At 69.8% G+C, this 23,362-nt stretch carries 17 protein-coding genes; 7 read left to right on the top strand and 10 right to left on the bottom strand.

Annotation, left to right across the window (positions count from 1 at the left end; genetic code table 11):
• A complete protein-coding gene (locus D7X55_RS45320; protein WP_255424959.1) occupies nt 1-132 on the top strand; it encodes a hypothetical protein in 132 nt (43 codons plus the stop codon).
• A 28-nt stretch (nt 133-160) separates the two neighbouring features.
• Nucleotides 161-739 carry a hypothetical protein gene (locus tag D7X55_RS07635; RefSeq protein WP_121722663.1) on the top strand — a complete coding sequence of 193 codons (579 nt, stop codon included), beginning with the start codon at nt 161-163 and terminating at the stop codon, nt 737-739.
• A 7-nt stretch (nt 740-746) separates the two neighbouring features.
• Here the strand turns inward: D7X55_RS07635 and D7X55_RS07630 are convergent, their stop codons facing one another.
• Together D7X55_RS07630 and D7X55_RS07625 are read right to left on the bottom strand one after the other, a co-directional pair.
• Nucleotides 747-1,499 carry a ferritin-like domain-containing protein gene (locus D7X55_RS07630; protein ID WP_121722662.1) on the bottom strand — a complete coding sequence of 251 codons (753 nt, stop codon included), beginning with the start codon at nt 1,497-1,499 and terminating at the stop codon, nt 747-749.
• A gap of 95 nt (nt 1,500-1,594) precedes the next feature.
• Nucleotides 1,595-2,518, bottom strand: a complete 924-nt coding sequence (locus D7X55_RS07625) for an AraC family transcriptional regulator (RefSeq protein ID WP_121722661.1) — start codon at nt 2,516-2,518, stop codon at nt 1,595-1,597.
• 157 nt (nt 2,519-2,675) lie between these two features.
• On the opposite strand from D7X55_RS07625, the gene D7X55_RS07620 reads away from it, so the two are divergent.
• Both D7X55_RS07620 and D7X55_RS07615 read left to right on the top strand, forming a co-directional pair.
• Complete coding sequence (locus D7X55_RS07620; RefSeq protein ID WP_120549683.1) at nt 2,676-3,416, top strand: SDR family oxidoreductase; 741 nt, start codon at nt 2,676-2,678, stop codon at nt 3,414-3,416.
• Nucleotides 3,417-3,482: 66 nt separating this feature from the next.
• On the top strand, nt 3,483-5,054 hold the full coding sequence (locus tag D7X55_RS07615; protein ID WP_121770447.1) for a hypothetical protein: 1,572 nt from the start codon (nt 3,483-3,485) through the stop codon (nt 5,052-5,054).
• Nucleotides 5,055-5,105: 51 nt separating this feature from the next.
• Here D7X55_RS07615 and D7X55_RS07610 read toward each other — a convergent pair whose 3' ends face one another.
• The 4 genes from D7X55_RS07610 to D7X55_RS07595 all read right to left on the bottom strand — a co-directional run bounded on the left by D7X55_RS07610 (nt 5,106) and on the right by D7X55_RS07595 (nt 13,671).
• Nucleotides 5,106-8,573 carry a methylmalonyl-CoA mutase family protein gene (locus D7X55_RS07610; protein ID WP_121722659.1) on the bottom strand — a complete coding sequence of 1,156 codons (3,468 nt, stop codon included), beginning with the start codon at nt 8,571-8,573 and terminating at the stop codon, nt 5,106-5,108.
• A gap of 75 nt (nt 8,574-8,648) precedes the next feature.
• Nucleotides 8,649-9,632, bottom strand: a complete 984-nt coding sequence (gene meaB, locus D7X55_RS07605) for a methylmalonyl Co-A mutase-associated GTPase MeaB (RefSeq protein WP_120549686.1) — start codon at nt 9,630-9,632, stop codon at nt 8,649-8,651.
• A complete protein-coding gene (gene scpA, locus D7X55_RS07600) occupies nt 9,629-11,815 on the bottom strand; it encodes a methylmalonyl-CoA mutase (protein ID WP_121722658.1) in 2,187 nt (728 codons plus the stop codon). The genes meaB and scpA overlap by 4 nt, the downstream gene beginning before the upstream one ends.
• The gene (locus D7X55_RS07595) at nt 11,815-13,671 is read right to left on the bottom strand and encodes a methylmalonyl-CoA mutase family protein (RefSeq protein WP_121722657.1); all 1,857 of its coding nucleotides are present in this window, start codon (nt 13,669-13,671) and stop codon (nt 11,815-11,817) included. The genes scpA and D7X55_RS07595 overlap by 1 nt, the downstream gene beginning before the upstream one ends.
• 144 nt (nt 13,672-13,815) lie before the next feature.
• Here D7X55_RS07595 and D7X55_RS07590 point away from each other — a divergent pair, with 144 nt between their 5' ends.
• On the top strand, nt 13,816-14,277 hold the full coding sequence (locus D7X55_RS07590; protein WP_120549689.1) for a hypothetical protein: 462 nt from the start codon (nt 13,816-13,818) through the stop codon (nt 14,275-14,277).
• Here D7X55_RS07590 and D7X55_RS07585 read toward each other — a convergent pair.
• Together D7X55_RS07585 and D7X55_RS07580 are read right to left on the bottom strand one after the other, a co-directional pair.
• Nucleotides 14,254-15,090 carry an NmrA family NAD(P)-binding protein gene (locus D7X55_RS07585; RefSeq protein ID WP_121722656.1) on the bottom strand — a complete coding sequence of 279 codons (837 nt, stop codon included), beginning with the start codon at nt 15,088-15,090 and terminating at the stop codon, nt 14,254-14,256. The genes D7X55_RS07590 and D7X55_RS07585 overlap by 24 nt on opposite strands.
• Nucleotides 15,087-15,518 (bottom strand): nuclear transport factor 2 family protein, encoded by a 432-nt coding sequence (locus tag D7X55_RS07580; protein ID WP_120549691.1) that lies wholly within the window; start codon nt 15,516-15,518, stop codon nt 15,087-15,089. Before D7X55_RS07580 ends, D7X55_RS07585 begins: the two co-directional genes overlap by 4 nt.
• 118 nt (nt 15,519-15,636) lie before the next feature.
• Between D7X55_RS07580 and D7X55_RS07575 the strand changes: the two genes are divergently transcribed.
• On the top strand, nt 15,637-16,578 hold the full coding sequence (locus tag D7X55_RS07575; RefSeq protein ID WP_233609683.1) for an AraC family transcriptional regulator: 942 nt from the start codon (nt 15,637-15,639) through the stop codon (nt 16,576-16,578).
• Between the two features lie 158 nt (nt 16,579-16,736).
• On the opposite strand, the gene ileS is transcribed toward D7X55_RS07575, so the two are convergent.
• On the bottom strand, nt 16,737-20,480 hold the full coding sequence (gene ileS / locus D7X55_RS07570) for an isoleucine--tRNA ligase (protein ID WP_121722655.1): 3,744 nt from the start codon (nt 20,478-20,480) through the stop codon (nt 16,737-16,739).
• A gap of 166 nt (nt 20,481-20,646) precedes the next feature.
• On the opposite strand from ileS, the gene D7X55_RS07565 reads away from it, so the two are divergent.
• Entirely contained in the window at nt 20,647-21,819 is a 1,173-nt protein-coding gene (locus D7X55_RS07565; RefSeq protein ID WP_121722654.1) for a glycoside hydrolase family 26 protein, read from the top strand.
• A gap of 7 nt (nt 21,820-21,826) precedes the next feature.
• Here D7X55_RS07565 and D7X55_RS07560 read toward each other — a convergent pair.
• Nucleotides 21,827-23,362: SDR family NAD(P)-dependent oxidoreductase (locus tag D7X55_RS07560; RefSeq protein WP_233609682.1), on the bottom strand; the 1,536-nt coding region annotated here is incomplete at its 5' end.

The raw sequence follows: 23,362 nt of genomic DNA, 5'->3' as shown, positions 1-23,362 counted from the left end.
GTGGGCACGATGGCGGCCGTGACGCTGGAGGACGTGACGGCGTCCGCGGCGGAAGGGCGCTTCGTCTACCGCTGCGAGGACGGCGGCCAGCTGACGTGCACCTTCGATGTGTTGGAGGCCCCCGAGGAATGAAGGGCGGGGCCTGCTAGCCTCCGCTTCCATGGGCGTCCACGACTACCGATGCAGTGTCTGCGGTCCTCCGTCGTCGTTCGTGTGCGGTGAGAAGACCGGCAAGGAGTGCGAGGAGGACGGCATCGGCAACGACGAGGCCGTGCTGGACCTGTTCTTCTTCGCGGCCGATGACGCGCCGGAGGACGCGGAGGAATTCGAAAAGGCCCGGGGCCGCGCACGGCGCACGAAGACGCAGGCCTTCGGCTACGACTGGGGCGACTGGGAGTTCGTCCCCAGCCTCAACTACCGGCAGCTGCTCATGGGTGACGACGACGCCACGGGCATCTGGCGCATCGAGCCGTACGAAGAGGACATGAGCGACGGCAGCCCCGTGTCGCTGGAGATCCCCGAGGACGAGCGCGTCTGGGTGGTCAACTACTGCCCCACCTGCCATCCGCTGTTCGCCGAAGGCAAGACGCCCGAGGACGAACCCTGTCTGGAATACCTCCGGGCCATCGCGGAGAACCTGGACCTGGACTTCGACGGGGTGAAGGGGAGCGCGGACAAGCCGCGCTTCATCGCCACCGTGCGGGAGCTCGTGTCCCGGCGGCGGCCCGTGTCCCGCTAAGTGCTCTTCAGCTGGCGGCGATGCGCGCTCTGGTGACGCGGATGTCCTCCGGGAGGTTGGCCACCCAGTGGGTGACCTCTTCCAGGTGGAGCGTCTCCTCGCGCAGGACTTCGCGGAAGGCGTCCGCCAGGTCGGGCGGCCCCAGCTCCTGGGACAGGTCCACGAGCAGCGCCCAGCCGGCGTTGTTGAGGATTTCGGAGATGAGCACCGCGCGCAGCGCGTCCTGGAGCGTGGCGCACGGGTCGTCCACGGCCCGCAGCAGCCCATGGGGCCGTGAGTCCGCGCTGTCCCCGTGCGTCGTCAGCGGGGGCGTGTCCACGCCGAGCCGGTAGATGCACTCGCGGATGAGGTTCAGGTGGTCCAGCTCCTGGTTGTGCAGCTCCACCAGCCGCTCCGGCGTGGGGCCTCCCGGGTAGCTGCCCAGCGCATGCGTCTTCACCAGCAGGCCCGCGTAGAGCCGCGAGCTGGTCCGCTCGAAGGCCAGCCGCTCCCGCAGCTGTGCGACGAAGAGCAGGGGCGGGGGGCCCTCCACGGGCTGGAGCGCGGAGCCCACCACCTCGTGGAGGTCCGGCAGGTGCAGCTCGCCCAGGTGCCCCGCGATGCGCATCAGGTTCACCCGCAGGAACCGCACGGCGCTGCCCGAGGGGGGCAGGGATGCGTCCGGGAGGGGCTCGTCGCGGGCCACCTGCTCCAGGTCCCCGGCGGTGAGCTGCTCCGCCGTGCGCTTCAGCCCCCAGTCTCCACCTTCACCAGATGACATCGTGCCCCTCCCTCTGGGTAGGCCTCCCGGCGCGACGGCCCCGGAAGGGGGGCAAACGTGGAAACGATGTCCCGGGTCCGCATCGGCCCTGGGGACTACTCCCGCGCCGCCGCGGCGGAGCCCAGCGACTCGCGCAGCCTCGCGATGTCACGCGAAGGTGGGGCACCGAACATCCGGCTGTACTCGCGGCTGAACTGGGACGGGCTCTCGTAGCCCACGGAGTGGCCGGCCATCGCCGCGTCCATGGCCTGCGCCAGCATCAGGCGGCGGGCCTCCTGGAGCCGCAGCTGCTTCTGGTACTGCAGCGGGCTCATGGCGGTGACGGACTTGAAGTGGTGGTGCAGCGCGGACGGGCTCATGTGGACGGCGCGCGCCAGCCGTTCAATGCGCAGCGGCGCGGCGTAGTGTTCCTTGAGCCAGTGGATGGCGCGGGTGACGGACTCCCGGCGGCTGTCCGCCACGGCGATGCGCCGCAGCCGTTCGGAGTTCTCGCCGGACAGCAGCCGGTAGAGGATTTCGCGGATGACGAGCGGCGCGAGCACGGGGATGTCTTTGGGCGTGTCCAACAGCCGCACGAGCCGCGCCGTCGCGTCCAGGAGCGGCGCGCCCACCGGCCCCAGCGCCAGGCCCCGGACCATGTCCGTGGGGCCGGGAGCTTCCAGCGCCGCCTCCATCATCAGGCTGCCCAGCTGTCCCGGCTCCAGGTCCAGCCGGAAGCAGAGGTAGGGCTCCTCCGGCGAGGCCTCCACCACCTGCCCCGTGACGGGCAGGTCCACGGACGCGACGAGGCACTGGTCCGGGCCATAGACATACAGCTCATCCCCCAGGAGCACCTGCTTGCGGCCCCGCGCCACGATGCACAGCGCCGGCTCCTGCAGCGCGTGCAGGGGCGTGGAGGGGCGGGAGGCGCGGATGAGCACCACGCGAGGGATGGCGGTGGCGTGGATGCCGTCCAGGGGCGTGTGGCGTTCCAGGAGGGACGCCAGCTCGGACAGCTGCGGGCTCGGGGCGGTCGGCATGCGCGTTCGTTCTAACTCCTGTGGGGGACGGGTGCTCGTGCAGGAATGGGCAAGAGTCCGCGAGCATCCGGATACCGCCGTTTCCGCGTTCCTTGAGAGGGTGAAGTCATGCCCGGCGCCCTTTCCGCGCCGGGCCTGAAGAGCGAGGACGCAAGCGATGACGACGAACATCCAGGGCAAGGTGGTGGCCATCACGGGCGCGAGCAGCGGCATTGGCGAGGCGACAGCCCGCCTGCTGGCCAGCCAGGGGGCGAAGGTGGTGCTGGGCGCGCGCCGGGCAGACCGGCTGGAGACGCTGACGGGCGAGCTGCGGTCGAAGGGCGGCGAGGCTCGCTACAAGGCGCTGGACGTGACGAAGCGCGAGGACGTGGACGCCTTCGTGGCCTTCACGCTGAAGGAGTACGGGCGGCTGGACGTGCTCATCAACAACGCGGGCGTGATGCCGCTGTCCAGGCTGGACGAACTGAAGCTGGACGAGTGGAACCGGATGATCGACGTGAACATCCGGGGCGTGCTGCACGGCATCGCGGCGGGGCTGCCGGTGATGAAGCGCCAGAAGTCGGGGCAGTTCATCAACCTGTCCTCCATTGGCGGGCACTCGGTGGTCCCGACGGCGGCGGTCTACTGCGCCACGAAGTACGCGGTGCTGGCCATCTCCGAGGGGCTGCGCCAGGAGGTGGGCGCGGACATCCGCGTGACGGTGATTTCTCCGGGAGTCACCCAGTCGGAGCTGGCGGAGACCATCAGCGATCCGGCGTCGCGCGAGTACATGCGTGAGTTCCGCAAGGACGCCATTCCGGCGGACGCCATCGCCCGGGCCATCAGCTACGCCATCAGCCAGCCCGCGGACGTGGACGTGAGTGAAATCATCATCCGCCCCACGTCGAGTCCGTACTGAGAGTGGTTGGGAGTGATGTCAGTCATGGCATAGGGTGGGCGTCCTCCAGAGGGGGAGGCCCATCCAATGCCAATGCTGAAGCGCCCGTTGTCTGCCTTCATGCTCGGCGCGTGTCTGTTCGCGCTGAGCGCCTGTGATTCCAAGGACGAACCCACCCCGGACGCGGGCACCCCCGTGGACGCCGGGACGGATGCCGGAACCGAGCCGGATGCCGGAACCGAGCCGGATGCCGGATCGGCGGTGGTCATCCCGGAGGGGCACACGCTGCTGACGCCGTCCGCGACGGAGGTCCACTCCGTTCCCTGGAAGGGGGTGGGGACGCCGCTCCAGTTCGCCTTCGTGTCCCAGGCCGGGCACCACTACGACTTCATCGTCGAGGCCGGCAACGAGGGCTACTTCCTGGAGATGCGGGACGCGGCAGGCAGGTCGCTCGAGCAGGGCACCCGGTCCCATTCCGTCAGCAGCCTCCCCGATACCTGGCATTGGTCCGGGCTCACGGCGGGCGCTGTCCATACGGTGGAGGTCTCGTGGTACTCCGAGTACTCCGAGGCGCCCCGGCTGCCCTTCTCCTTCCGCCTCGTGGACGCGGGCCTGGACGACCACGGCGACCTGTTCGCCACGGCGACGCCCTGGACACCCTCGGAGCAGGTCCTGGTGGGCGTGGGTGAGCACTGGGGCGAACGGGATCTGCTCTCCTTCCCGACGGTCGCGGGCAATGTCTACGCGCTCGACTGCACCTTCCCCAAGGAGTCCTGGTCCCTGGCCCTGCTGACCTCCAAGGGGAAGGTCCAGGCGTCCACGGGGAACCAGGGCCTCGATCCTGACCTGCGGGGGCGTGTGGCCATGAAGGCCCTGGACGGCACGGCCTACGCGCAGATCCGGGACATGAATGAGGCCGGCGCGTCCCATCCCTATCGCTGTACCCTCAAGGACCAGGGCGCGGAGGACCACGGGGACACCGTGGAGACCGCCACGCCGCTTCCGGCGGGCACCCCGGCGGTGCAGGGGAAGATGGATGTGGTGGGGGACCAGGACGTCTTCTCACTCGTCGTCCAGCCCGGGCATCATTACCGCGTCTCCTGCACCATGGAGGGCACGGAGCCGTGCCGGCTGTCCGCCGCCGCTCCCGGAGGCGGGTTCACGTCCCCCGCGACGCCGGACGATACCCGGATGGTCTTCAAGGCATCCCACGGCACGCACTTCGTGCGAGCCACCGGGAGCTTCGCCCTCGAGATGCTGTGGGTGGAGGAGAACTACACCCTCCAGTTCGAGGACCTGGGCGCGGATGACCACGGCGACATCCTGGCCACGGCGACGCCGCTGACGGGCCCGAGCCAGGCCGTGTCCGTCCGCATCCTGGACCCCTTCGACCACGACTTCTTCTCCTTCCAGGCCACCGCCGGGCAGCGCTACCAGTTCAGCTGTGATGGAAAGGAGACGTCGGGACAGGGGCCGCTCCGTGCCGACTTCCGCGATGCCCGGGGCAACTGGGTGCCGTCCTCTCACGAGTATGCAGGCACGCGCTGGTTTGAGACCCTCACGGCGCCTGAATCCGCGACCTACGGCATCGACCTGTGGGCGGACCTCTCGTCGTCGCTGGGGAGCTTCGCCTGCCATTTCGACGTGCTGCCCCCTTGATGAACCCACGCCGCGGTCCCGGGACACGTGCCCGGGACCGTGGCGCTCGCGTCACATGTTGCGCCGGTACTGACCGCCCACCTCGTACAGCGCGCGGGACAGCTGTCCCAGCGTGCAGACCTTGCAGGCGTCCATCAGCGCGCCGAACACGTTGCCGTTGTCCAGGGCCGCGCGGCGCACCGCCTCCAGGGCCGCGGGCGCCGTCTTCGCGTTGCGCTTCCAGAAGGCGTCACGCGCGGTGATGGCGTAGTCCTTCTCCTCCTTCGTCGCGCGGATGACCTCCGGCGGCGTCACCGTGGGGGAGCCCTTCGGATCCAGGAACGTGTTCACGCCAATGATGGGCAGCGTCCCGTCGTGCTTGAGCGTCTCGTAGTAGAGCGACTCCTCCTGGATCTTGGAGCGCTGGTACATGCGCTCCATCGCGCCCAGCACGCCGCCGCGCTCGGAGATGGCTCGGAACTCGTTGAGCACCGCCGCCTCCACCAGGTCCGTCAGCTCCTCGATGATGAACGAGCCCTGGTTGGGGTTCTCGTTCTTGGACAGGCCGAACTCCTTGTTGATGACCAGCTGGATGGCCAGCGCGCGCCGCACGCTCTCCTCCGTGGGCGTGGTGATGGCCTCGTCGTAGGCGTTCGTGTGCAACGAATTGCAGTTGTCGTTGAGCGCCAGCAACGCCTGCAGCGTGGTGCGGATGTCGTTGAAGGCAATCTCCTGCGCGTGCAGGGAACGGCCGGACGTCTGGATGTGATACTTCAGCTTCTGCGACCGGTCGTTGCCGCCGTACTTGTCCCGGATGGCCTTGGCCCAGATGCGGCGCGCCACGCGGCCCAGCACCGCGTACTCCGGGTCCATGCCGTTGGAGAAGAAGAACGACAGGTTGGGCGCGAAGTCGTCGATGTGCATCCCGCGCGACAGGTAGTACTCGACGAAGGTGAAGCCGTTGGCCAGCGTGAAGGCCAGCTGGGAGATGGGGTTCGCCCCGGCCTCCGCGATGTGGTACCCGGAGATGGACACCGAGTAGAAGTTCCGCACCTTCTGGTCGATGAAGTACTGCTGGATGTCGCCCATGACGCGAAGGGCGAACTCCGTGGAGAAGATGCAGGTGTTCTGCGCCTGGTCCTCCTTGAGGATGTCCGCCTGCACCGTGCCGCGCACCGCCTGCAGCGTGGACGCGCGGATCTTCGCGTAGACGTCCGCCGGCAGGACTTCATCACCGGACACGCCCAACAGCAGCAGGCCCAGCCCGTCGTTGCCCTGCGGCAATTCGCCCTGGTAGCGCGGGCGCGGCAGACCGCGCTCCTGGTAGAGCGCGTCGATCTTCTTCTCGACCTCGTCCACCTTGCCGTTGGCGCGGATCCACTTCTCACACTGCTGATCCACCGCGGCGTTGAGGAAGAAGCCCAGCAGCATGGGCGCCGGGCCGTTGATGGTCATGGACACGGACGTGGACGGGTCCGCCAGGTCGAAGCCGGAGTAGAGCTTCTTCGCGTCGTCCACGTTCGCGATGGACACACCCGAGTTGCCCACCTTGCCGTAGATGTCCGGCCGGTGGTCCGGGTCTTCTCCGTACAGCGTCACCGAGTCGAACGCCGTGGACAGGCGCTTCGCCGGCAGGCCGCGCGACACGTAGTGGAAGCGCTTGTTGGTGCGCTCCGGGCCGCCCTCGCCCGCGAACATGCGCGCGGGGTCCTCGCCCTCGCGCTTGAGCGGGAAGACGCCCGCGGTGAACGGGAAGGCGCCCGGCGCGTTCTCCCGCAGCAGCCACGTCAGGATGTCGCCCCAGTCCTCATACTTGGGCAGGGCAATCTTGGGCACGCGCAGGTGCGACAGCGTCTCTGAGATGAGGTCCAGCTCGATGACCTTGTCGCGCACCTGGAACTGGTACTTGGACGCGGCGTAGCGCTTCTTCGTCGCGGGCCACTCGGCCAGCAGGCGCCGGCAGTCCGCGTGCAGGCGGCTCTCCAGGTCCTGGTACAGCGCCACCAGGTCGCCCAGGTACGCGGGCTCGCCCTCCACGCGCTCGGTCACCTGCACCACGTCGTCCGCGCCCTTCGGCTCGACGATTTCGAGCTTCTTCTTGCCCACGTTCTGGCGCAGGGCCTGGATGGTGCCGTGCAGCTGGTACATGCGCCGGGCGATGGCGGCCTGGGCGCGCACGAAGCCGTCGTAGCCCTCGCAGGCTTCGACGATCTCGGCCAGGTAGCGCGTGCGGTCCGGCGGGATGATCCACTTCTTCTCGCTCATGCCGGGCGTGAGGGAGAACCGGCTGTCCAGCTTCGCGCCCGTCTTCTTCACCAGCGCGTCGATGATGGCCCGGTACAGCGTGTTCATGCCCGGGTCGTTGAACTGCGACGCGATGGTGCCGTACACGGGCACCGCGTCATCGGTCAGGGTGAAGGCGTTGTGGTTGCGCTTCCACTGCTTCTTCACGTCGCGCAGCGCGTCCAGCGACCCGCGCTTGTCGAACTTGTTGATGGCGATGACGTCCGCGAAGTCGAGCATGTCGATCTTCTCGAGCTGCGTCGCCGCGCCGTACTCGGCCGTCATCACGTAGAGCGCCACATCCGAGTGCTCGGTGATTTCCGTGTCCGACTGCCCGATGCCGGAGGTCTCCACGACGATGAGGTCGAAGCCCGCCGCCTTGCAGACCTCGATGGAGTGGGCGACGTGCCGGGACAGCGCCAGGTTGCTCTGGCGGGTGGCCATCGAGCGCATGTAGACGCGCGGGTTGTCGATGGCGTTCATGCGGATGCGGTCGCCCAGCAGCGCGCCGCCGGACTTGCGCTTGGACGGGTCCACGGAGAGCACCGCGAGCGTCTTGTCCGGGAAGTCCGCGAGGAAGCGGCGCACCAGCTCGTCCACCAGGCTGGACTTGCCGGCGCCGCCCGTGCCGGTGATGCCCAGCACGGGCACCCGGGGGGCGTCCGCGACGGCGGTCTTCAGCGCTGAGCGCAGCTCTTCGCCTGCGTCCGCGAAGTTCTCCGCGATGGTGATGAGCGACGCGATGCGCTCCGGCTCGCGGGGCAGGGGCTGCTTCAAGAGGCCCTTGAAGTCGGACGGGCGCTTCTCGAAGTCACATTGGGAGATGAGGTCGTCAATCATCCCCTGCAGGCCCATGGCGCGGCCGTCGTCCGGGGAATAGATGCGCGTGACGCCGTACTTGTGGAGCTCTTCAATCTCCGTGGGGAGGATGGTGCCGCCGCCGCCGCCGAACACCTTGATGTTCGCGCCGCGCTCGCGCAGCAAATCAATCATGTACTTGAAGTACTCGACGTGGCCGCCCTGGTAGGACGTGAGGGCGATGCCCTGGGCGTCCTCCTGGATGGCGCAGTCGACGATCTCCGACACGGACCGGTTGTGGCCCAGGTGGATGATCTCCGCGCCGGAGGACTGCATCAGGCGGCGCATCACGTTGATGGCCGCGTCGTGTCCGTCAAAGAGGCTGGCGGCCGTGACGATGCGGACGTGGTGGCGGGGCCGGTACGGCTGGGGAGCAGTGGTCGGTTGGGGGTGTCGCACGGGCGTACACTAGGAGTGCGGTGCAGGCCCGGCAAGCGATTGAGACAGGCTTTGCCCGTGGGGCGACGCGGCTTGTCAGCCCTGCGATTGAGGCAGGAACGCCCCCAGCACACGCAGTGCGGCGGAGGTGGGCGTCGCGCGTCCTTCGCGTACGGCCTGCTCCAGCGTGGGCACCAGGGCGGCCACCTCGGGGTGCGCCCGAAGGGCTGCTCGCAGACCGTCGTTCACCATGGCCCACATCCAGCCCACCTGCTGCTGGGTGCGCCGGTGCCGCAATTCTCCAGAGGCCTCGCGCCTGGAGACGACGTCCACCACGGAGGCCCACAGCGTGTCGATGCCGGTGCCCTCCATGGCGCTGCACGTGGTGACGACCGGCTCCGCGCCGGGGCGCATCAGGTGCAGGGCGGCGCGGTACTCCGCGCGGGCCCGCGTGGCGCGCGGCAGGTTGTCGCCGTCCGCCTTGTTGATGGCCACCATGTCCGCGACTTCCAGGATGCCGCGCTTGATGCCCTGCAATTCGTCACCGGCGCCCGCCAGCATCAGCACCAGGTAGAAGTCCACCAGGTCCGCGACCACCGTCTCGGACTGGCCCACGCCCACCGTCTCCACCAGCACCACGTCGAAGCCCGCGGCCTCGCACAAGAGCAGCGTCTCCCGCGTCTTGCGCGCGACGCCGCCCAGCGTGCCGCTGGAGGGGCTGGGGCGGATGTACGCGGCCGTCTCACGCGCCAGCCGGTACATGCGCGTCTTGTCGCCCAGGATGCTGCCGCCCGTGACGCTGCTGGACGGGTCGATGGCGAGCACCGCCACCTTCTGGCCGCTGCCCACCAGGTGCATGCCCAGCGCGTCGATGAAGGTGCTCTTGCCCACGCCCGGCACGCCGCTGATGCCCACCCGGCGGCTCTTGCCGGTGTGGGGCAACAGCCGCGTGAGGACCTCCTGCGCGAGCGCGGCGTGCTTGGGGTGCTCGCTCTCCACCAGGGTGATGGCGCGCGCGAGCACCGCCCGGTCGCCCGCGCGCACGCCGTCCACGTAGGTGTCCGCGGGCAGCAGCTTCACGCCGCCTCCTGCTCGGCGGCCAGCTTGTCGAGCAGCTCGATGGCGGCCTTCGCGATGACGGTGCCCGGGCCGAAGATGGCGGAGGCGCCGGCGGCGCGGAGCGCGTCGTAGTCCTGCGGCGGGATGACGCCGCCCACCACGACCATGATGTCCTCGCGGCCCAGGGCCTTGAGGGCGTGCTTGAGCTGCGGCACCAGCGTGAGGTGGCCCGCGGCCAGCGACGACGCGCCCACCACGTGCACGTCGTTCTCCACGGCCTGGCGAGCGGACTCCTCCGGCGTCTGGAACAGCGGGCCGATGTCCACGTCGAAGCCCAGGTCCGCGAACGCGGTGGCGATGACCTTCTGCCCCCGGTCGTGGCCGTCCTGGCCCATCTTCGCGATGAGGATGCGCGGCCGGCGGCCGAAGCGCGCCAGGAAGTCATCCGCCTTCGCCCGCGCTTCGGAGATGCCCTGCGCCTGTCCTGCTTCCGCTGAGTACACGCCCGTCACCCCGCGCACGGTGGCCTCGTAGCGCCCGAAGACCTTCTCCAGCGCGTCGCTGATCTCCCCCACGGTGGCCTTCGCCCGGGCCGCGTCGATGGCCAGCGCCAGCAGGTTGCCCTCGTTGCGGCGGCCCGCTTCGGTGAGCGCGTCCAGGCGGCGGCGGACCTCTTCGCCGTTGCGCTCCGCGCGCAGCTCGCGCAGGCGGGCAATCTGCGCCTCGCGCACGGCGGAGTTGTCCACCTTGAGGATTTCAATGTTGTCCGGGCGCTCCGGCGGGTACTTGTTCACGCCGATGATGGCCTGGCGTCCGGAGTCGATGCGCGCCTGCGTGCGCGCGGCGGCCTCTTCGATGCGCAGCTTGGGCAGGCCCGCTTCAATGGCCTTGGTCATGCCGCCCAGCGCTTCGACCTCCTGGATGTGGCCCCAGGCCTTCTGGGCCAGCTCGTGGGTGAGGCGCTCCACGTAGTAGCTGCCGCCCCACGGGTCGATGACGCGCGTGGTGCCGCTCTCCAGCTGGAGGTACAGCTGCGTGTTGCGGGCGATGCGCGCGCTGAAGTCCGTGGGCAGCGCGATGGCCTCGTCCAGCGAGTTGGTGTGCAGGCTCTGCGTGTGGCCCTGCGTCGCGGCCATGGCCTCCACGCAGGTGCGCACGACGTTGTTGTAGACGTCCTGCGCGGTGAGGCTCCAGCCGGACGTCTGGCAGTGCGTGCGCAGCGCCAGGCTCTTGTCGCTCCTGGGGTTGAAGCCCTTGATCAGGCGGGCCCAGAGGAGGCGGGCCGCGCGCATCTTGGCCACCTCCATGAAGAAGTTCATCCCGATGGCCCAGAAGAAGGACAGGCGCGGGGCGAACGCGTCCACGCCCAGGCCGGCGGCGAGGCCCGCGCGCACGTACTCCACGCCGTCCGCGAGCGTGTAGCCCAGCTCCAGGTCCTGCGTCGCGCCGGCCTCCTGCATGTGGTAGCCGCTGATGCTGATGCTGTTGAAGCGCGGCATCCGCTCCGCCGTGAACTTGAAGATGTCCCCGATGATCCGCATCGAGGGCCCGGGCGGATAGATGTACGTGTTGCGGACCATGAACTCCTTGAGGATGTCGTTCTGGATGGTCCCGCTGAGCTGCTCGGGCTTCACGCCCTGTTCCTCGGCCGCGACCACGTAGAGCGCGAGGATGGGGAGCACGGCGCCGTTCATCGTCATCGACACGCTCATCTGGTCGAGCGGGATGCGGTCGAACAGGATGCGCATGTCCTTGATGGAGTCGATGGCGACGCCCGCCATGCCCACGTCGCCCGCGACGCGCGGGTGGTCGCTGTCGTAGCCCCGGTGCGTGGCCAGGTCGAAGGCGATGGACAGGCCCTTCTGCCCGGCCGCGAGGTTGCGGCGGTAGAAGGCGTTGGACGCCTCGGCCGTGGAGAAGCCCGCGTACTGGCGCACCGTCCACGGCTGCTGCACGTACATGGTGGAGTAGGGGCCGCGCACGAACGGAGGCAGGCCCGGCAGCGAGCCCAGGTGCGCCACGCCCTCCAGGTCCTCGCGGGTGTAGAGCGGCTTGACCGGGATGCCCTCGGGCGTGTCCCAGGCTTCCGCGGCGGCCGTGGCCTGGCGGGCCTTGGCGCGCTGCTCTTCCAGCACGGAAGCCGGCGTCTGGGTTTCAGGGGCGTCGAAGGCGACGCGGGAGAAGTCCGGAACGGTGGGGCGCATCAGGCCACTCCCAGGTGCGTGTGCAGCGTCTTCAGGAGCTGGAACAGGTCCGCTCCCGCGTAGAGGAAGAGGTCCACGCCGGCCGCGCGGAAGGCGGCCTCGTGGTCACCGGGGCGGCCCGCGACGGCAATGGTGCGGGCGCCCTTCGCCTTGAGGGCGGCGACGTAGGCGGGCACGGCCTCCGGGTAGAGGGAGTCCGGGCCGGAGATGACGGCGAGCGTCGTGCCCGCCTTCGCGAACAGCTCCGCGGCGGCGTTCGCGTCCGCGAAGCCGTGGTGCTCCACGGCTTCGATGCCGCCCACGGCGAGCACGTTGGAAATCCACGTGGAGCGCGCGGTGTGCTCGGCCACGGTGCCCAGGTTGGCCATGAAGGCGCGGGGACGCACGCCGTGCGCCGCGTGGTAGCGGTCGCTCGCGTCGCGCAGGGACTCGAAGGCCTCCGCCACGCGCACCGGGCCCGGCGACGTGACGGCGCGGGCCTCGCGCTGCACGGGGGCTTCGTGGAGGTGGGGGAACTCGCTGACGCCCACGATGGGGAGCTTGCGCGTGCGCACGGCCTTGTCGCGCGCGGTGCGCGTCTCCGTGAGCACGCGGGCCACGTCGCCCTGCGCGATGGCGCGGGACATGCCGCCCAGCGCCTCGATGCGCTGGAGCTCCGCCCAGGCCGCGCGGGCGAACTCGCCGGTCAGCTGCTCCAGGTAGTAGCTGCCGCCCGCGGGGTCCGCGACGCGGTTGAGGCTGGACTCGTCGCGCAGGATGAGCTGCGTGTTGCGCGCGAGGCGGCGGCTCTGCTCGTCGGGCGTGCCCAGGGGCTCGTCGAAGGGCGAGGTGCTCACGCTGTCCGCGCCCGCCACGACGGCGGCGAAGGACTCCGCGGTGCCACGCAGGATGTTCACCCACGGGTCGCGCCGCGTCTTGGTGGCGCTGGCCGTGCGCGCGTGCAGCGCCATGGCCTGGGACTCCGGCGCACCGCCGGAAGCGGCGACGACCTTGGACCAGAGCAGCCGCGCCGCGCGCAGCTTCGCGATCTCCGGGAAGAACTGGCCGCCCACGGACAGGGCGAACTGCATGGACCGCGCGGCCTCACCCGGAGACACGCCCGCGCGCTCCAGATTGCGCAGGTACTCCACGCCGGTGGCGATGCTCCACGCCAGCTCGTGCACGGACGTGGCGCCCGCGTCCGCCCAGGGGCGCGAGGACACCAGCAGCGCGCGCAGGCCCGGCGCGTCCTTGAGCAGCGACGAGACGATGGGCGCGGCCTCCTCCAGGGTGCGGGCCACATCCACCTTCGATGCGCCGTACCGCGCGATCACCGCGATGGGGTCGATGCCCAGGCTGCCGCGCAGGCCCTGCTTCGCGGCGCCGGCCTTCTTCGCCAGCACCTCCAGGAGCAGGGACGCGGGCCGCAGCACGTCCGAGGCCGGCTCCAGGTGCACGGGCGTGCGGTCCAGCGGCACGTGCCGGAGCAGCCGCTCCAGCGTGGCCTCGTCCTTCACGTCCAGGCCGTGGGGCGCGTCCAGGAGCAACCAGACACCCTGTGTACCGCGCTCCAGGTCATCACGGAGCGCGTCGGCGGTCGCGGCCAGGTCCGGGCCCGCGTACTCCTGGCACAGGAGCCATCCGCCCTCGGTGTGGCCCAGGGGGTGGGTGCCGCGCACGTACGGTGCGACGCCGGGAGGCTCCGAGGGCGCCGGGGCGTCCTGGGGCGTGTAGAGGGGCTGGAGGGACAGGCCGCCCTCCAGGGGCGACTGGAGCACCGTGAAGGGCTTGCCCTTGAGGTCCTTGTCCACCAGCCGGCGCCACTCCTCGACGGAAGGGGGCGCGAAGTCCGCTGCGGTAAGAGGCACGTCAGCCATGCCCCTCCCATAGGCGCATTGCCCTACCCGGGGCAATGGGCTGGTGAGCCCGCCAGCCCCGGGAGTGACCGGCAGTCTCCATGCGTCAACGGAGCGGCCAGGGGACGCACGTGCCGAGAGGTCGTACGGATAGACTCACGAACCATGAGCCCCAAGACAAAGCCCGCCGCGCGCGAGCCTGGCCTCGAAGACCAGCTCCTGCTGGACGGAGTCCAGCGGCTGTCCGAGGAGACGGGCAGCGCCGGGGCGCCCCTCACGCCGGGCGCAGTGCGGCTGCGCGCGCTGGGGACCCTGGCGAAGGGCTCGGGTCTGGTGCTGCTGGGCGCCGCCATCATGGCAGGCCTCGTCTGGGTGGGCCTTGGAGGCGACGGCGCCTTGCCCATCCTCCTGGTGGCGCCCACGTACTTCATGGGCGCCGCCTATGTCGTCGCGGGGCTCACGGGCGTGCTGACGGGACGCCCATGGGACCGCACGTCCCTCTGGGTGAAGCTGCCGATGATGATCATCGGTTCCCTCCTGGTGCTCACGGCCGGCATCGCCATCAGCGTCGTGAGCTCGAAGGCCCTGCGCTCGGACACGGACTCAACGCCGAGCGCGAGCGAATGACTCGAAGTCGCGCGGCGCGCGGCCGGTGACCCGCAGCACCGTGTCCGTCACGCGGTCCTCGGCGCCGTCGCGGATGAGCATGTCGAGCATCGTGAGGAACCGCGCGTACACCTCCGGCATACCGGCCGCCTGGAGGTGCCGCTGCGCCTCCTCCGGCGTCGCGTGCACGTGCCGGATGAGGCGGCCCGTCACCCGGGACAGGATGGCCGCGACGTCGTCGTAGCTCAGCGCCTGGGGGCCGGTGATGACGTGCGCGGCGTCGTGAGAGCGCTCATCCGCGAGCGCCCGGACGCCCACCGCCGCGATGTCCTCCGCGGCCACGAAGCCCACGCGTCCCTGTCCCGTGGCCGTCACCAGCGTGCCGTCGCGCTGGAGGCTGTCCGCGTGGTGGTGGCCTGGGAGGACGAAGTTCTGCATGAACCACGAGGGCTGGAGCACGCTCCACTCCGGCGCCTGCGTGCGCAGGAAGTGGTGCACCTGTCCCAGCCCCGGGCCTCCTTCCGGAACGACGGACGCCGAGAGCAGCACGACCCGCCGCACGCCACCGGACAGCGCGCGCTCCAGGACGGGTGTCATCAGGCTGGACGGGTCCTCCACCAGCGCGGGCGCCAGGATGTACATGCGGTCCACTCCCTCCAGCGCGGCCCCATGCGTGGACGGATCCGCCCAGTCGAAGCGCACGTGCTCGGCGGCGGCGACGGGCGGGCGCGTGTCGCGCGTGGCGGTGCGCACCGTGAATCCCTCCGCCGTGAGGCCCTGCGCGATGGGGCGTCCCGTGTTGCCGGCGGCTCCAATGACAAGGATGCGGGTCATGCGCGCTCCTGCGTGAAGGACTCGAAGGTGCCCCGGGGCGCGGCCAGCGGGTTCCAGTATTCGCGGTAGTGCACGATGCGGCCGTCGCGCACCTGCATCCGCATCACGTAGTCCTGTTCGTAGGGGATGTTCCCGGGCTGCAGCGTCGCGGAGCCGTGCACCTCCAGCCAGCCCGTCGTGGAGTCCTCGCCCGGGTAGCGCCGGACGTTCGTGAAGATGAGGTCCTGGAAGTGCGTCGTGATGGGCGCGAAGTAGGCGCGGATGGCGGCGATGCCCTCCAGCCGGCCCGGGCTGCCGAGCGAGGGGGCGTAGGGGAACTCGACGACGGCGTCGTCCGCGAAGAGGGTGAGCCAGCGTTCGACGTCCGTGGCGATGAGCGTCAGGTGCGCGTCCATCAGCCGGGTCAGGTCAGCGGAAGTGCGGTCCATGTGCGGCCTCCAGCAAGAGGTGATGGACCAGGAATAGGCCGTCCGTTATGGACGCTCCATGCCGCTGCGTCCAAAAGAACTGTCTTTCCGTCCAATTCCCCCGGAGCCGGAGACCGACGTGGTCTCCGACGTGCTGGAGACGCTGCGCTTCAAGACGCTGCTCTTCGGCCGGGTGGAGCTGGGTGCTCCCTGGGCGGTGCGCATGCCCCGCAAGGCCAACGCGTCCTTCTACGTGGTCGCGCGCGGGAGCCTGCGCCTCCAGGTCGAGGGCACTGCGAAGCCGGTGTTCTTGTCCGCTGGAGACGTGGTGCTCCTGCCCCGAGCCCCCGCGCACACGCTGGATGACGGCAGCCGCCGCACTCCCGCCGCCAGTGACTTCGTGCCGCCGCAGCTGCTGCGTCCCTCCGCCGCGCCGCTGGGCGGACCCGGACAGGTCACCACGCTGGTCACCGGCTGCTTCCAGTTCGGCGCGGACCCCGCGCATCCGCTGCTGCGGGCGTTTCCCCCCGTCATCCGCCTGTCCACGCAGGACGGACAGGGGACGCCCTCGCTCGCGGCGACCGTGCAGCTCATCACCGCGGAGACCGCCACGCCGGGAGCGGGGAGCGCGCTGGTGCTGGGGCGGCTGGCGGACGTGCTGCTCGTCCATGCGCTGCGGGCCCAGACGGCGCTCGCGGGCACGAAGCAGGCGGGATGGAAGGCGCTGGCGGATCCCGCCGTCGGGAACGCGCTCTCGCTGATGCATGAACAGCCCGGCACTCCGTGGACGGTGGAGCGGCTGGCCCGCTCCGTGGGCGTGTCCCGCTCCGGGTTCGCCGCGCGCTTCCACGCGCTGGTGGGCGAGACGCCGCTGCACTACCTGGCCAACTGGCGGATGATCCGCGCCGCGCGCTGGCTGCGTGAGTCCACCGACAGCCTGGACATCATCGCCGAGCGCGCCGGCTACGAAAGCGCGCCCGCCTTCAGCAAGGCCTTCAAGCGCCGCTGGGGCATGGGGCCCGGCGCGTACCGGCGCGCTCCCACGGACGGTGAAGCCGGGCCGCTCCGCGTCGACACGTAAGCTGGGAGTCCACCAGGAAGGGGACCTCCACGCGGGCCCTCACGCTGGAGTCGTACAGCGCGGGCAGGTGGCGCCCTGCCTCGTGACACCCGCCCCCTGACGCGGCAAGCCGGGAGGCGCCCATGCCCTCCCGGTCCTCGCCGCGTCACACCCGGGGTTCAGGCCCGCTCGACGCGAAGCTTCGCCGGGAGGCCGTTGAGGCTGGCCTCCTCCTCCGAGCCGGTGAGCCCCTCGGAGCCCACGTGGATTTCGGAGGCCAGCGTCTCGCGGGCAATCTCGTCGCGGGCGGCGTCGACGACGCGCTTCACGCGGTCATCGCCGTCCACCCACAGGCGGATGCGGTCGGTGTAGCCCAGGTTCATGTCCTTGCGGGACCCCTGCACGCGCGCCAGCAGCTCGCGCACCAGGCCCTCGTCCACCAGGGCCTCCGTGAGCTGCGTGTGCATGACCACCACGCCCACGTTCCCGCCCGCGGCGGCGTAGCCCGGCTGGGCTTCCACCAGCGTCTCCAGCTCCTCGGCGGGGAAGACCATGTCCTCGCCGCCCACGTTGAGGGCGACCTTGCCCGTGGTGAGCAGCTCCTGGTGCAGGGCGCGGCCATCCCCCGAGTCGAACGCCTTGCGCACCGGCGCGAGCTTGGGGCCCAGCCGGCTGCCCATGGCGCGCAGGTTGGGGCGCACGCGGTAGCGCACCACGTCCGCCTCCGGGCTGCCCGGCTCCACCAGCTTCACGGTGTGCACGTTCAGCTCGTCGGAGATGAGCGCCTGGTACACCGCCACGCGCTCCGTCAGCTCGCGGCGCGACAGGATGACGTCCGCGCGCGACAGCGGCTGGCGCACCTTGAGCCGGTTGTCCGTGCGGACCTTGAGGCCCAGCGACACCAGCTCGCGCACCGCGCCCATCTCCGCGGCCAGCCCCTCGTCGATGAGGCTCGCGTCCACGTCCGGGAAGCGCGCCAGGTGCACGCTCTCCGGCTGAGAGGCGCCCCACGGCTTGCCCACCAGGTTGCCCCACATCTCATCCGCGAAGAACGGGATGAAGGGCGCGGACATGGCGGTGAGGGTCGTCAGCGCCTCGTAGAGCGTGAAGTACGCATCCTGCTTGTCCTGCTCGAAGCCCGGCGCCCAGAAGCGCTCGCGGCTGCGGCGCAGGTACCAGTTGGACAGCGCGTCCACCAGCGCCACCATCCGCTGGGCCGCGTCGTAGACCTGGTACGTGTCCAGCGCCTTGGCCACGTCGCGCAGGGTGAGCTGCACCTCGGAGAGGATCCACCGGTCCAGCACCGGCCGGGCCTTCACCTCGCGCCAGCCCTGGCTCTTGCGGATGGCCAGCCACGGGGCCTCCGTGGAGCCCGCGGTGCCCTTCGCCGGGTTGAACCCGTCGATGTTCGCGTAGATGGTGAAGAACGAGTAGACGTTGCGCAGCTTGACCTGGAAGTCCTTCTGCAACAGCCGCACGTTCGCCAGCGAGTGGCGCGTGTTGGACCAGGTGGGGCTGGCCGCGTAGAAGAACCACCGGAACGCGTCCGCGCCCGGCGCCTTGGTGGCGGGGTCCTTGAGCACCACGCGCTCGCCCGGCGCCATGCGGGGCACCTCCACCGGCATCACGTCCGCGCCGCGCGCGGAGGGCTTCACGTCCAGCTGCTGAAGCTCCTGCGGCGCCAGCAGCACCACGCGGCGCTTGAGCTTCTTGTGGACCTTCACCGTCACCGTGACGGGCTTCTCCGGCCGGTCCGGGCGGAAGAGCTGCACCTTCGCGCCCTCCTGCGTGTCCAGGCCCTCCAGGTCCTCGCGCGCGATGAGCGCCACGCCGGGCTCCGCCGGGACGCCGGCCTCCGTGGCGGTGAGCACCGCGAAGTCCATGCGCACCTCGTCCAGGATGATCTCCGGCGGGGTGTAGTTGCCCTTGGACTTGGACTCCTTCTTGCCCTCCTTGTCGGAGACGTGGCCGAGCACGATGCAGCTCTTGTACGGCATGGGCCACTCGCGCTGGGGCGTCAGGCCCATGCGCTTCTGCGTCTCCTCGTCGAAGATGAGCGTGCTGACCATCAAGAGCGAGTAGAACCAGCCGCGCGTCTGGTCGATGGCCTCGGAGATGAAGTCCGCCGGGAACGCGCGGTTGAAGATCTCCTTGGAGCCTTCCGCGTGCGGGAAGCCCCACTGCGCGAAGGGCATGCAGCCGGAGTCGAACCACACGTCCACCACTTCGGGGACGCGCTGGAACTTCCCGCCGGCGCCGGCCTTCTCGTACGTGACCTTGTCGATCCACGGCTTGTGGACCAGCAGGTGCTCCGCGTTGGCCTCGTGCGGCTTGCCGGCGAGGAACGCCTTCAGCTCCGCCTCCACGGCGGCCACGTTGTTGCCGGGCTTCTGGCGCAGCTCCGCGATGGAGGAGACGGCCTCCGTCTCACCCGTCTCCGAGTGGATCCACAGCGGCAGCGGCGTGCCCCAGTAGCGCTCGCGCGACAGGGCCCAGTCCACGTTGTTGGCCAGGAAGTCGCCGAAGCGGCCGTCCTTGATGTTCTCCGGGACCCAGTTGACCTGCTGGTTGTTCGCCTTGGCCTGCTCGATGACGGAGGTGGTGCGGATGTACCAGGCGGGGCGGGCGTACTGGATGAGCGGGTCTTCGTCCGCGCGCCAGCAGAAGGGGTACTCGTGGCGGTACTGCTCCGTGTGGATGAGCAGCCCGCGCTCCTTCAGGTTGCGCTGCAGGTCCTTGTCCGCGTCCTTCACGAACTTGCCGGTGACGAGCGGCACCTCTTCGGAGAACGTGCCGTCTGGCTTCACCGCGCAGCGCATGCCCAGCGCGTCCGGGTCCTGGAAGCGCGTGGCGTCCTTGCGGTAGGCCCGGTAGTCGTCCTCGCCGAAGGCAGGGGCCGTGTGGACGATGCCCGTGCCGCTGTCCAGCGTGACGAAGTCCGCCGGAATCACGCGCCAGCCCACCGTGTCCTGGCCGCCGTCCTTCAAGGGCAGCGTGGCGTCGGCTTCCTTCGCGAAGTACGTGTCGAAGGGCGGCGTGTAGCGCTTGCCGACCAGGTCGCTGCCCTTCTGCGTGGACAGCACGGGCAGGTCCTTCTTCAGCTTCTTGGCCAGCTCCTCGCGCAGCGCCGCGGCGAGGATGAGCTTGCGGTCGCCCGCGTCCACCGTGACGTAGTCCACGTTCGGGTTGACGGCCGCGTACATGTTGGACGGCAGCGTCCAGGGCGTCGTCGTCCAGATGAGCAGCGACGTGTCCGGCGCGTCGCGCAGCGGGAAGGCCACGTAGACGCTGGGGTCGTCCACCGTCTTGTAGCCCAGGCCCACCTCGGCCGCGGACAGCGCGGTGCCGCCGCGCGGCCACCACCACACCACCTTGTGGCCCTGGTACAGCAGGCCCTTCTTGTAGAGCTCGGAGAGCGCCCACCACACGCTCTGCACGAAGCCCCGGTGATAGGTGACGTAGGCCTCGTTGAGGTCCACCCAGAAGCCGATGCGCTGGGTCAGCCGTTCCCACTCGGAGGTGTAGCGGAACACGGACTCGATGCAGCGCTCCGTGAAGGGCTCCACGCCGTACTTCTCGATCTCCGCCTTGCCGTGGATGCGGAGCTCCTTCTCCACCTCCACCTCCACCGGCAGGCCGTGCGTGTCCCAGCCCGCCTTGCGCGGCACGTAGTGGCCCCGCATGGTCTGGTAGCGGGGGAACAGGTCCTTGATGACGCGCGTGAGGACGTGGCCGTTGTGGGGCAGGCCGTTCGCGGTGGGCGGGCCCTCGTAGAAGACGAAGGGAGTCTTGCCTTCGTTCGCCTTGAGCGACTTTTCGAAGATGCCGCGCTCCTTCCAGAAGGCCAGGATGCGGCGCTCCTCGGCCGGGAAGTCCATCTCCACGGGGACCGCGTTGAACAGGGGCGAAGGCGTTTCAGGCATGGTGGCGTGCTTGATACCACCGGCCCGGCCCTTTGGCAGTGAATCCAGGGCCTTGCGAACCCGCCCGCATGCCGGTGGACAGATTCGTCTAAGCTGAAATCCGTGCAATTCATGCGTGGAAGGTGACACCCTGGCCGCTCCCCGGGCAGCCACTGGAGGTCCCCGCGTGACGCACGTCCCCTCGAAGTCATCCCTTTCCTGCCTGCTGGCGGCGCTGGTGCTGTGCCTGGGCGCGGGCCCCGCGGGCGCGCAGGTGTCCCGGACGCTGAGCACGCCGGGCCCCACGGCGCAGGCGCAGAAGGTCTACAACCTGCTGACGGACCTGGAGAACAACAGCCGCAACGGCGGGACGAAGCAGACCATCCTGGGCCAGCACTGCGAGGCCCAGAAGGAGTCCTACGCGGGCGAGTACTGGGTGAAGGTGGGGGACATCTCCGGCCGCCGCCCGGGCTTCGTGGAGTTCGACTTCGGGCCGGGCAACTACCACGCGACGTACAGCGAGCCGTACGTCGACTACGCGGTGGGCTTCGCGCGCGACCGCTTCGTCTACGGCGAGGGCATCGTGGGGTTCAGCTTCCACATGTCCTATCCGGGCGCGTCCGTGAAGAGCTGGGAGAACAACTTCCGGCAGTCGTGGATGGATTACAACTGGTTCGGCCGGGTCATCAACTGGCAGGCCAACACCGCCGAGTACCAGGCGCTGCTGCGGGATTTGTCCTTCGCGGGAGACAAGCTCGCGTACCTCCAGCAGCAGGGCGTGCCGGTGCTGTTCCGCCCCTTCCACGAGATGAACAAGAAGGGGAGCGCGTCGCCGTTCTGGTGGTCGAACCAGGATCCGTCCCAGTACAAGCAGCTCTGGAACATCGCGCACGACTACCTGGTGAAGACGCGCGGGCTGAAGAACCTCATCTTCGTCTGGTCGCCGTACGAGTGGGACGGCACCTACGGCGGCGACCCGTGGAACTACTACCCGGGCAACGACCGCGTGGACGTGGTGGCGGTGGACATCTACCACGGCAATCCGTACTTCCCGGCGCAGTTCTACACGGGGCTCGGCGGCTACAACAAACCGCGCATGCTGGCGGAGACGGACAAGCTGCCGGTGCGCTGGGGCGACAGCCGCTACGGCACGGTGTCTGAGTTGGACGCGCGGCCGTGGGCCCTCTATTCCATCTGGGGGGACTCGCTCGTCTACAACCTGGGCACGACGAGCCCCAACGACTGGAACGTGTCCAGCAACTACAAGGCCATCAAGGACACGTATGGGTATTACAGCGGTTACTGGCGCGTGCTGACCGGCGGGAGCAACGCGACCTACAACTGGGGCGCGTTGCGCTGAACGCGCGTCACCAGTCCGTGGGGCGGTAGTCCTTGAAGAAGTTGCCCCAGACGTACTCGCCGGTGTTCACGGCGGTGATGATGGGGTCCACCACGCGCGCGGCCCCGTCCACGATGTCCAGCGGAGGCTGGAAGTCCTGCTCCTGCGTCTTGCGCTCGGCGAAGTGGACGGGGTCTTCGTCCGTCACCCAGCCGGTGTCCGCCGCGTTCATGAAGATGTTGTCGCGCGCGTAGTCCGGCGCGGACGTGAGCGTCATCATGTTCAGCGCGGCCTTGGCCATGTTGGTATGCGGGTGCCGGTCCGTCTTCGTCCAGCGGGAGAAGCTGCCCTCCATGGCGGACACGTTGACGATGTGGCCCGGCCTTGAGCGGTCCTTGAGCATCAGCGGCTTCAGCTTCCCGCACAGGATGAAGGGGGCCACCGCGTTGACCAGGTGCACCTCCAGCATCTCCGCGGTGCGCACCTCCGACAGCTTGAGGCGCCAGGAGTTCGTGGCCCTCAGGTCCACCTGCTGCAGGTCCGCGTCCAGCCGGCCTTCCGGGAAGAGGGTGCGCGTGTCGCCCTCCTGCTCCATGGCGTAGGGGAGCAGCGACAGCGCCGCGGAGGAGTGGATGCCCAGCGCGGGGTCGCTGCTGCGCCAGGTCGCCACGGGCAGGGACGGGTTGCCCACGTCACCCGAGCCCAGCATGGGACGGAGCGCGGCGACGCAGGCCTCGTGGCCGGCGAGCAGCGGGCGCAGCTGGGGAGGCAGGGTGGTGGTGTCGCGCAGCTCGCCGTCCAGCAGGTGCTGGTAGAAGCCCGGCGGCCGGCGCACGGTCTGCGCGGCGTTGTTGATGAGGATGTCCAGCCGCTCGTGCGTCTGTTCGATGTGGCGCGCGAACAGCTCCACGCTGGGCGCGTGGCGCAGGTCCAGGCCGTGCACCTGGAGCCGGTGGGCCCAGTCCGCGAAGTCCGGCTCGCGCGCGTAGCGGTGCACCGCGTCCTTGGGGAAGCGCGTGGTGGCGATGACCGTGGCCCCCGAGCGCAGCAGCATCAGCGACGCCTGGAAGCCAATCTTCACCCGCGCGCCGGTGATGAGCGCCACCTGGCCGGAGAGGTCCGCGCGCTGCGTGCGCCGCGCGTAGTTCAGGTCCCCGCACGGGATGCACATGGCGTCGTAGAAGAAGTGGACCTGGCGGAACTCCACCTTGCACACGTAGCACTTGCGCGGCACCTCCAGCAGGCGCTCCGGCGCGGCCTCCGGCGGCGGCGCGGGCAGCGCGGGCAGGGAGAGCACCGGCGCCTTGCGCAGCACGCGGATCTCCGTGCTGGAGCGCACGGCGCGGTCGTTGGCGCGCACCACGTCCTTCTTCTCCTTGCGGAGCGCGTTGATCATCCGCGACTTCGTGGCCTTGTCCGGGTGGATGAGGCGGCCTGCGGCGGCCATCAGCGCGTGGTGGTCCTCCGGGGGGAGGTGGTGCAGGAGCGCGCGGTGCTCGGCGAGCGTGCCGAGCAGCGCGGTGGCGCGGCGCACGTCCTCCACGGAGACGTCGGGGGGCAGGGC

The sequence above is a fragment of the Corallococcus sp. AB049A genome, from assembly GCF_003668885.1.
GTDB lineage: Bacteria > Myxococcota > Myxococcia > Myxococcales > Myxococcaceae > Corallococcus > Corallococcus interemptor.
This window is presented reverse-complemented; position numbering and strand designations above follow the sequence as displayed.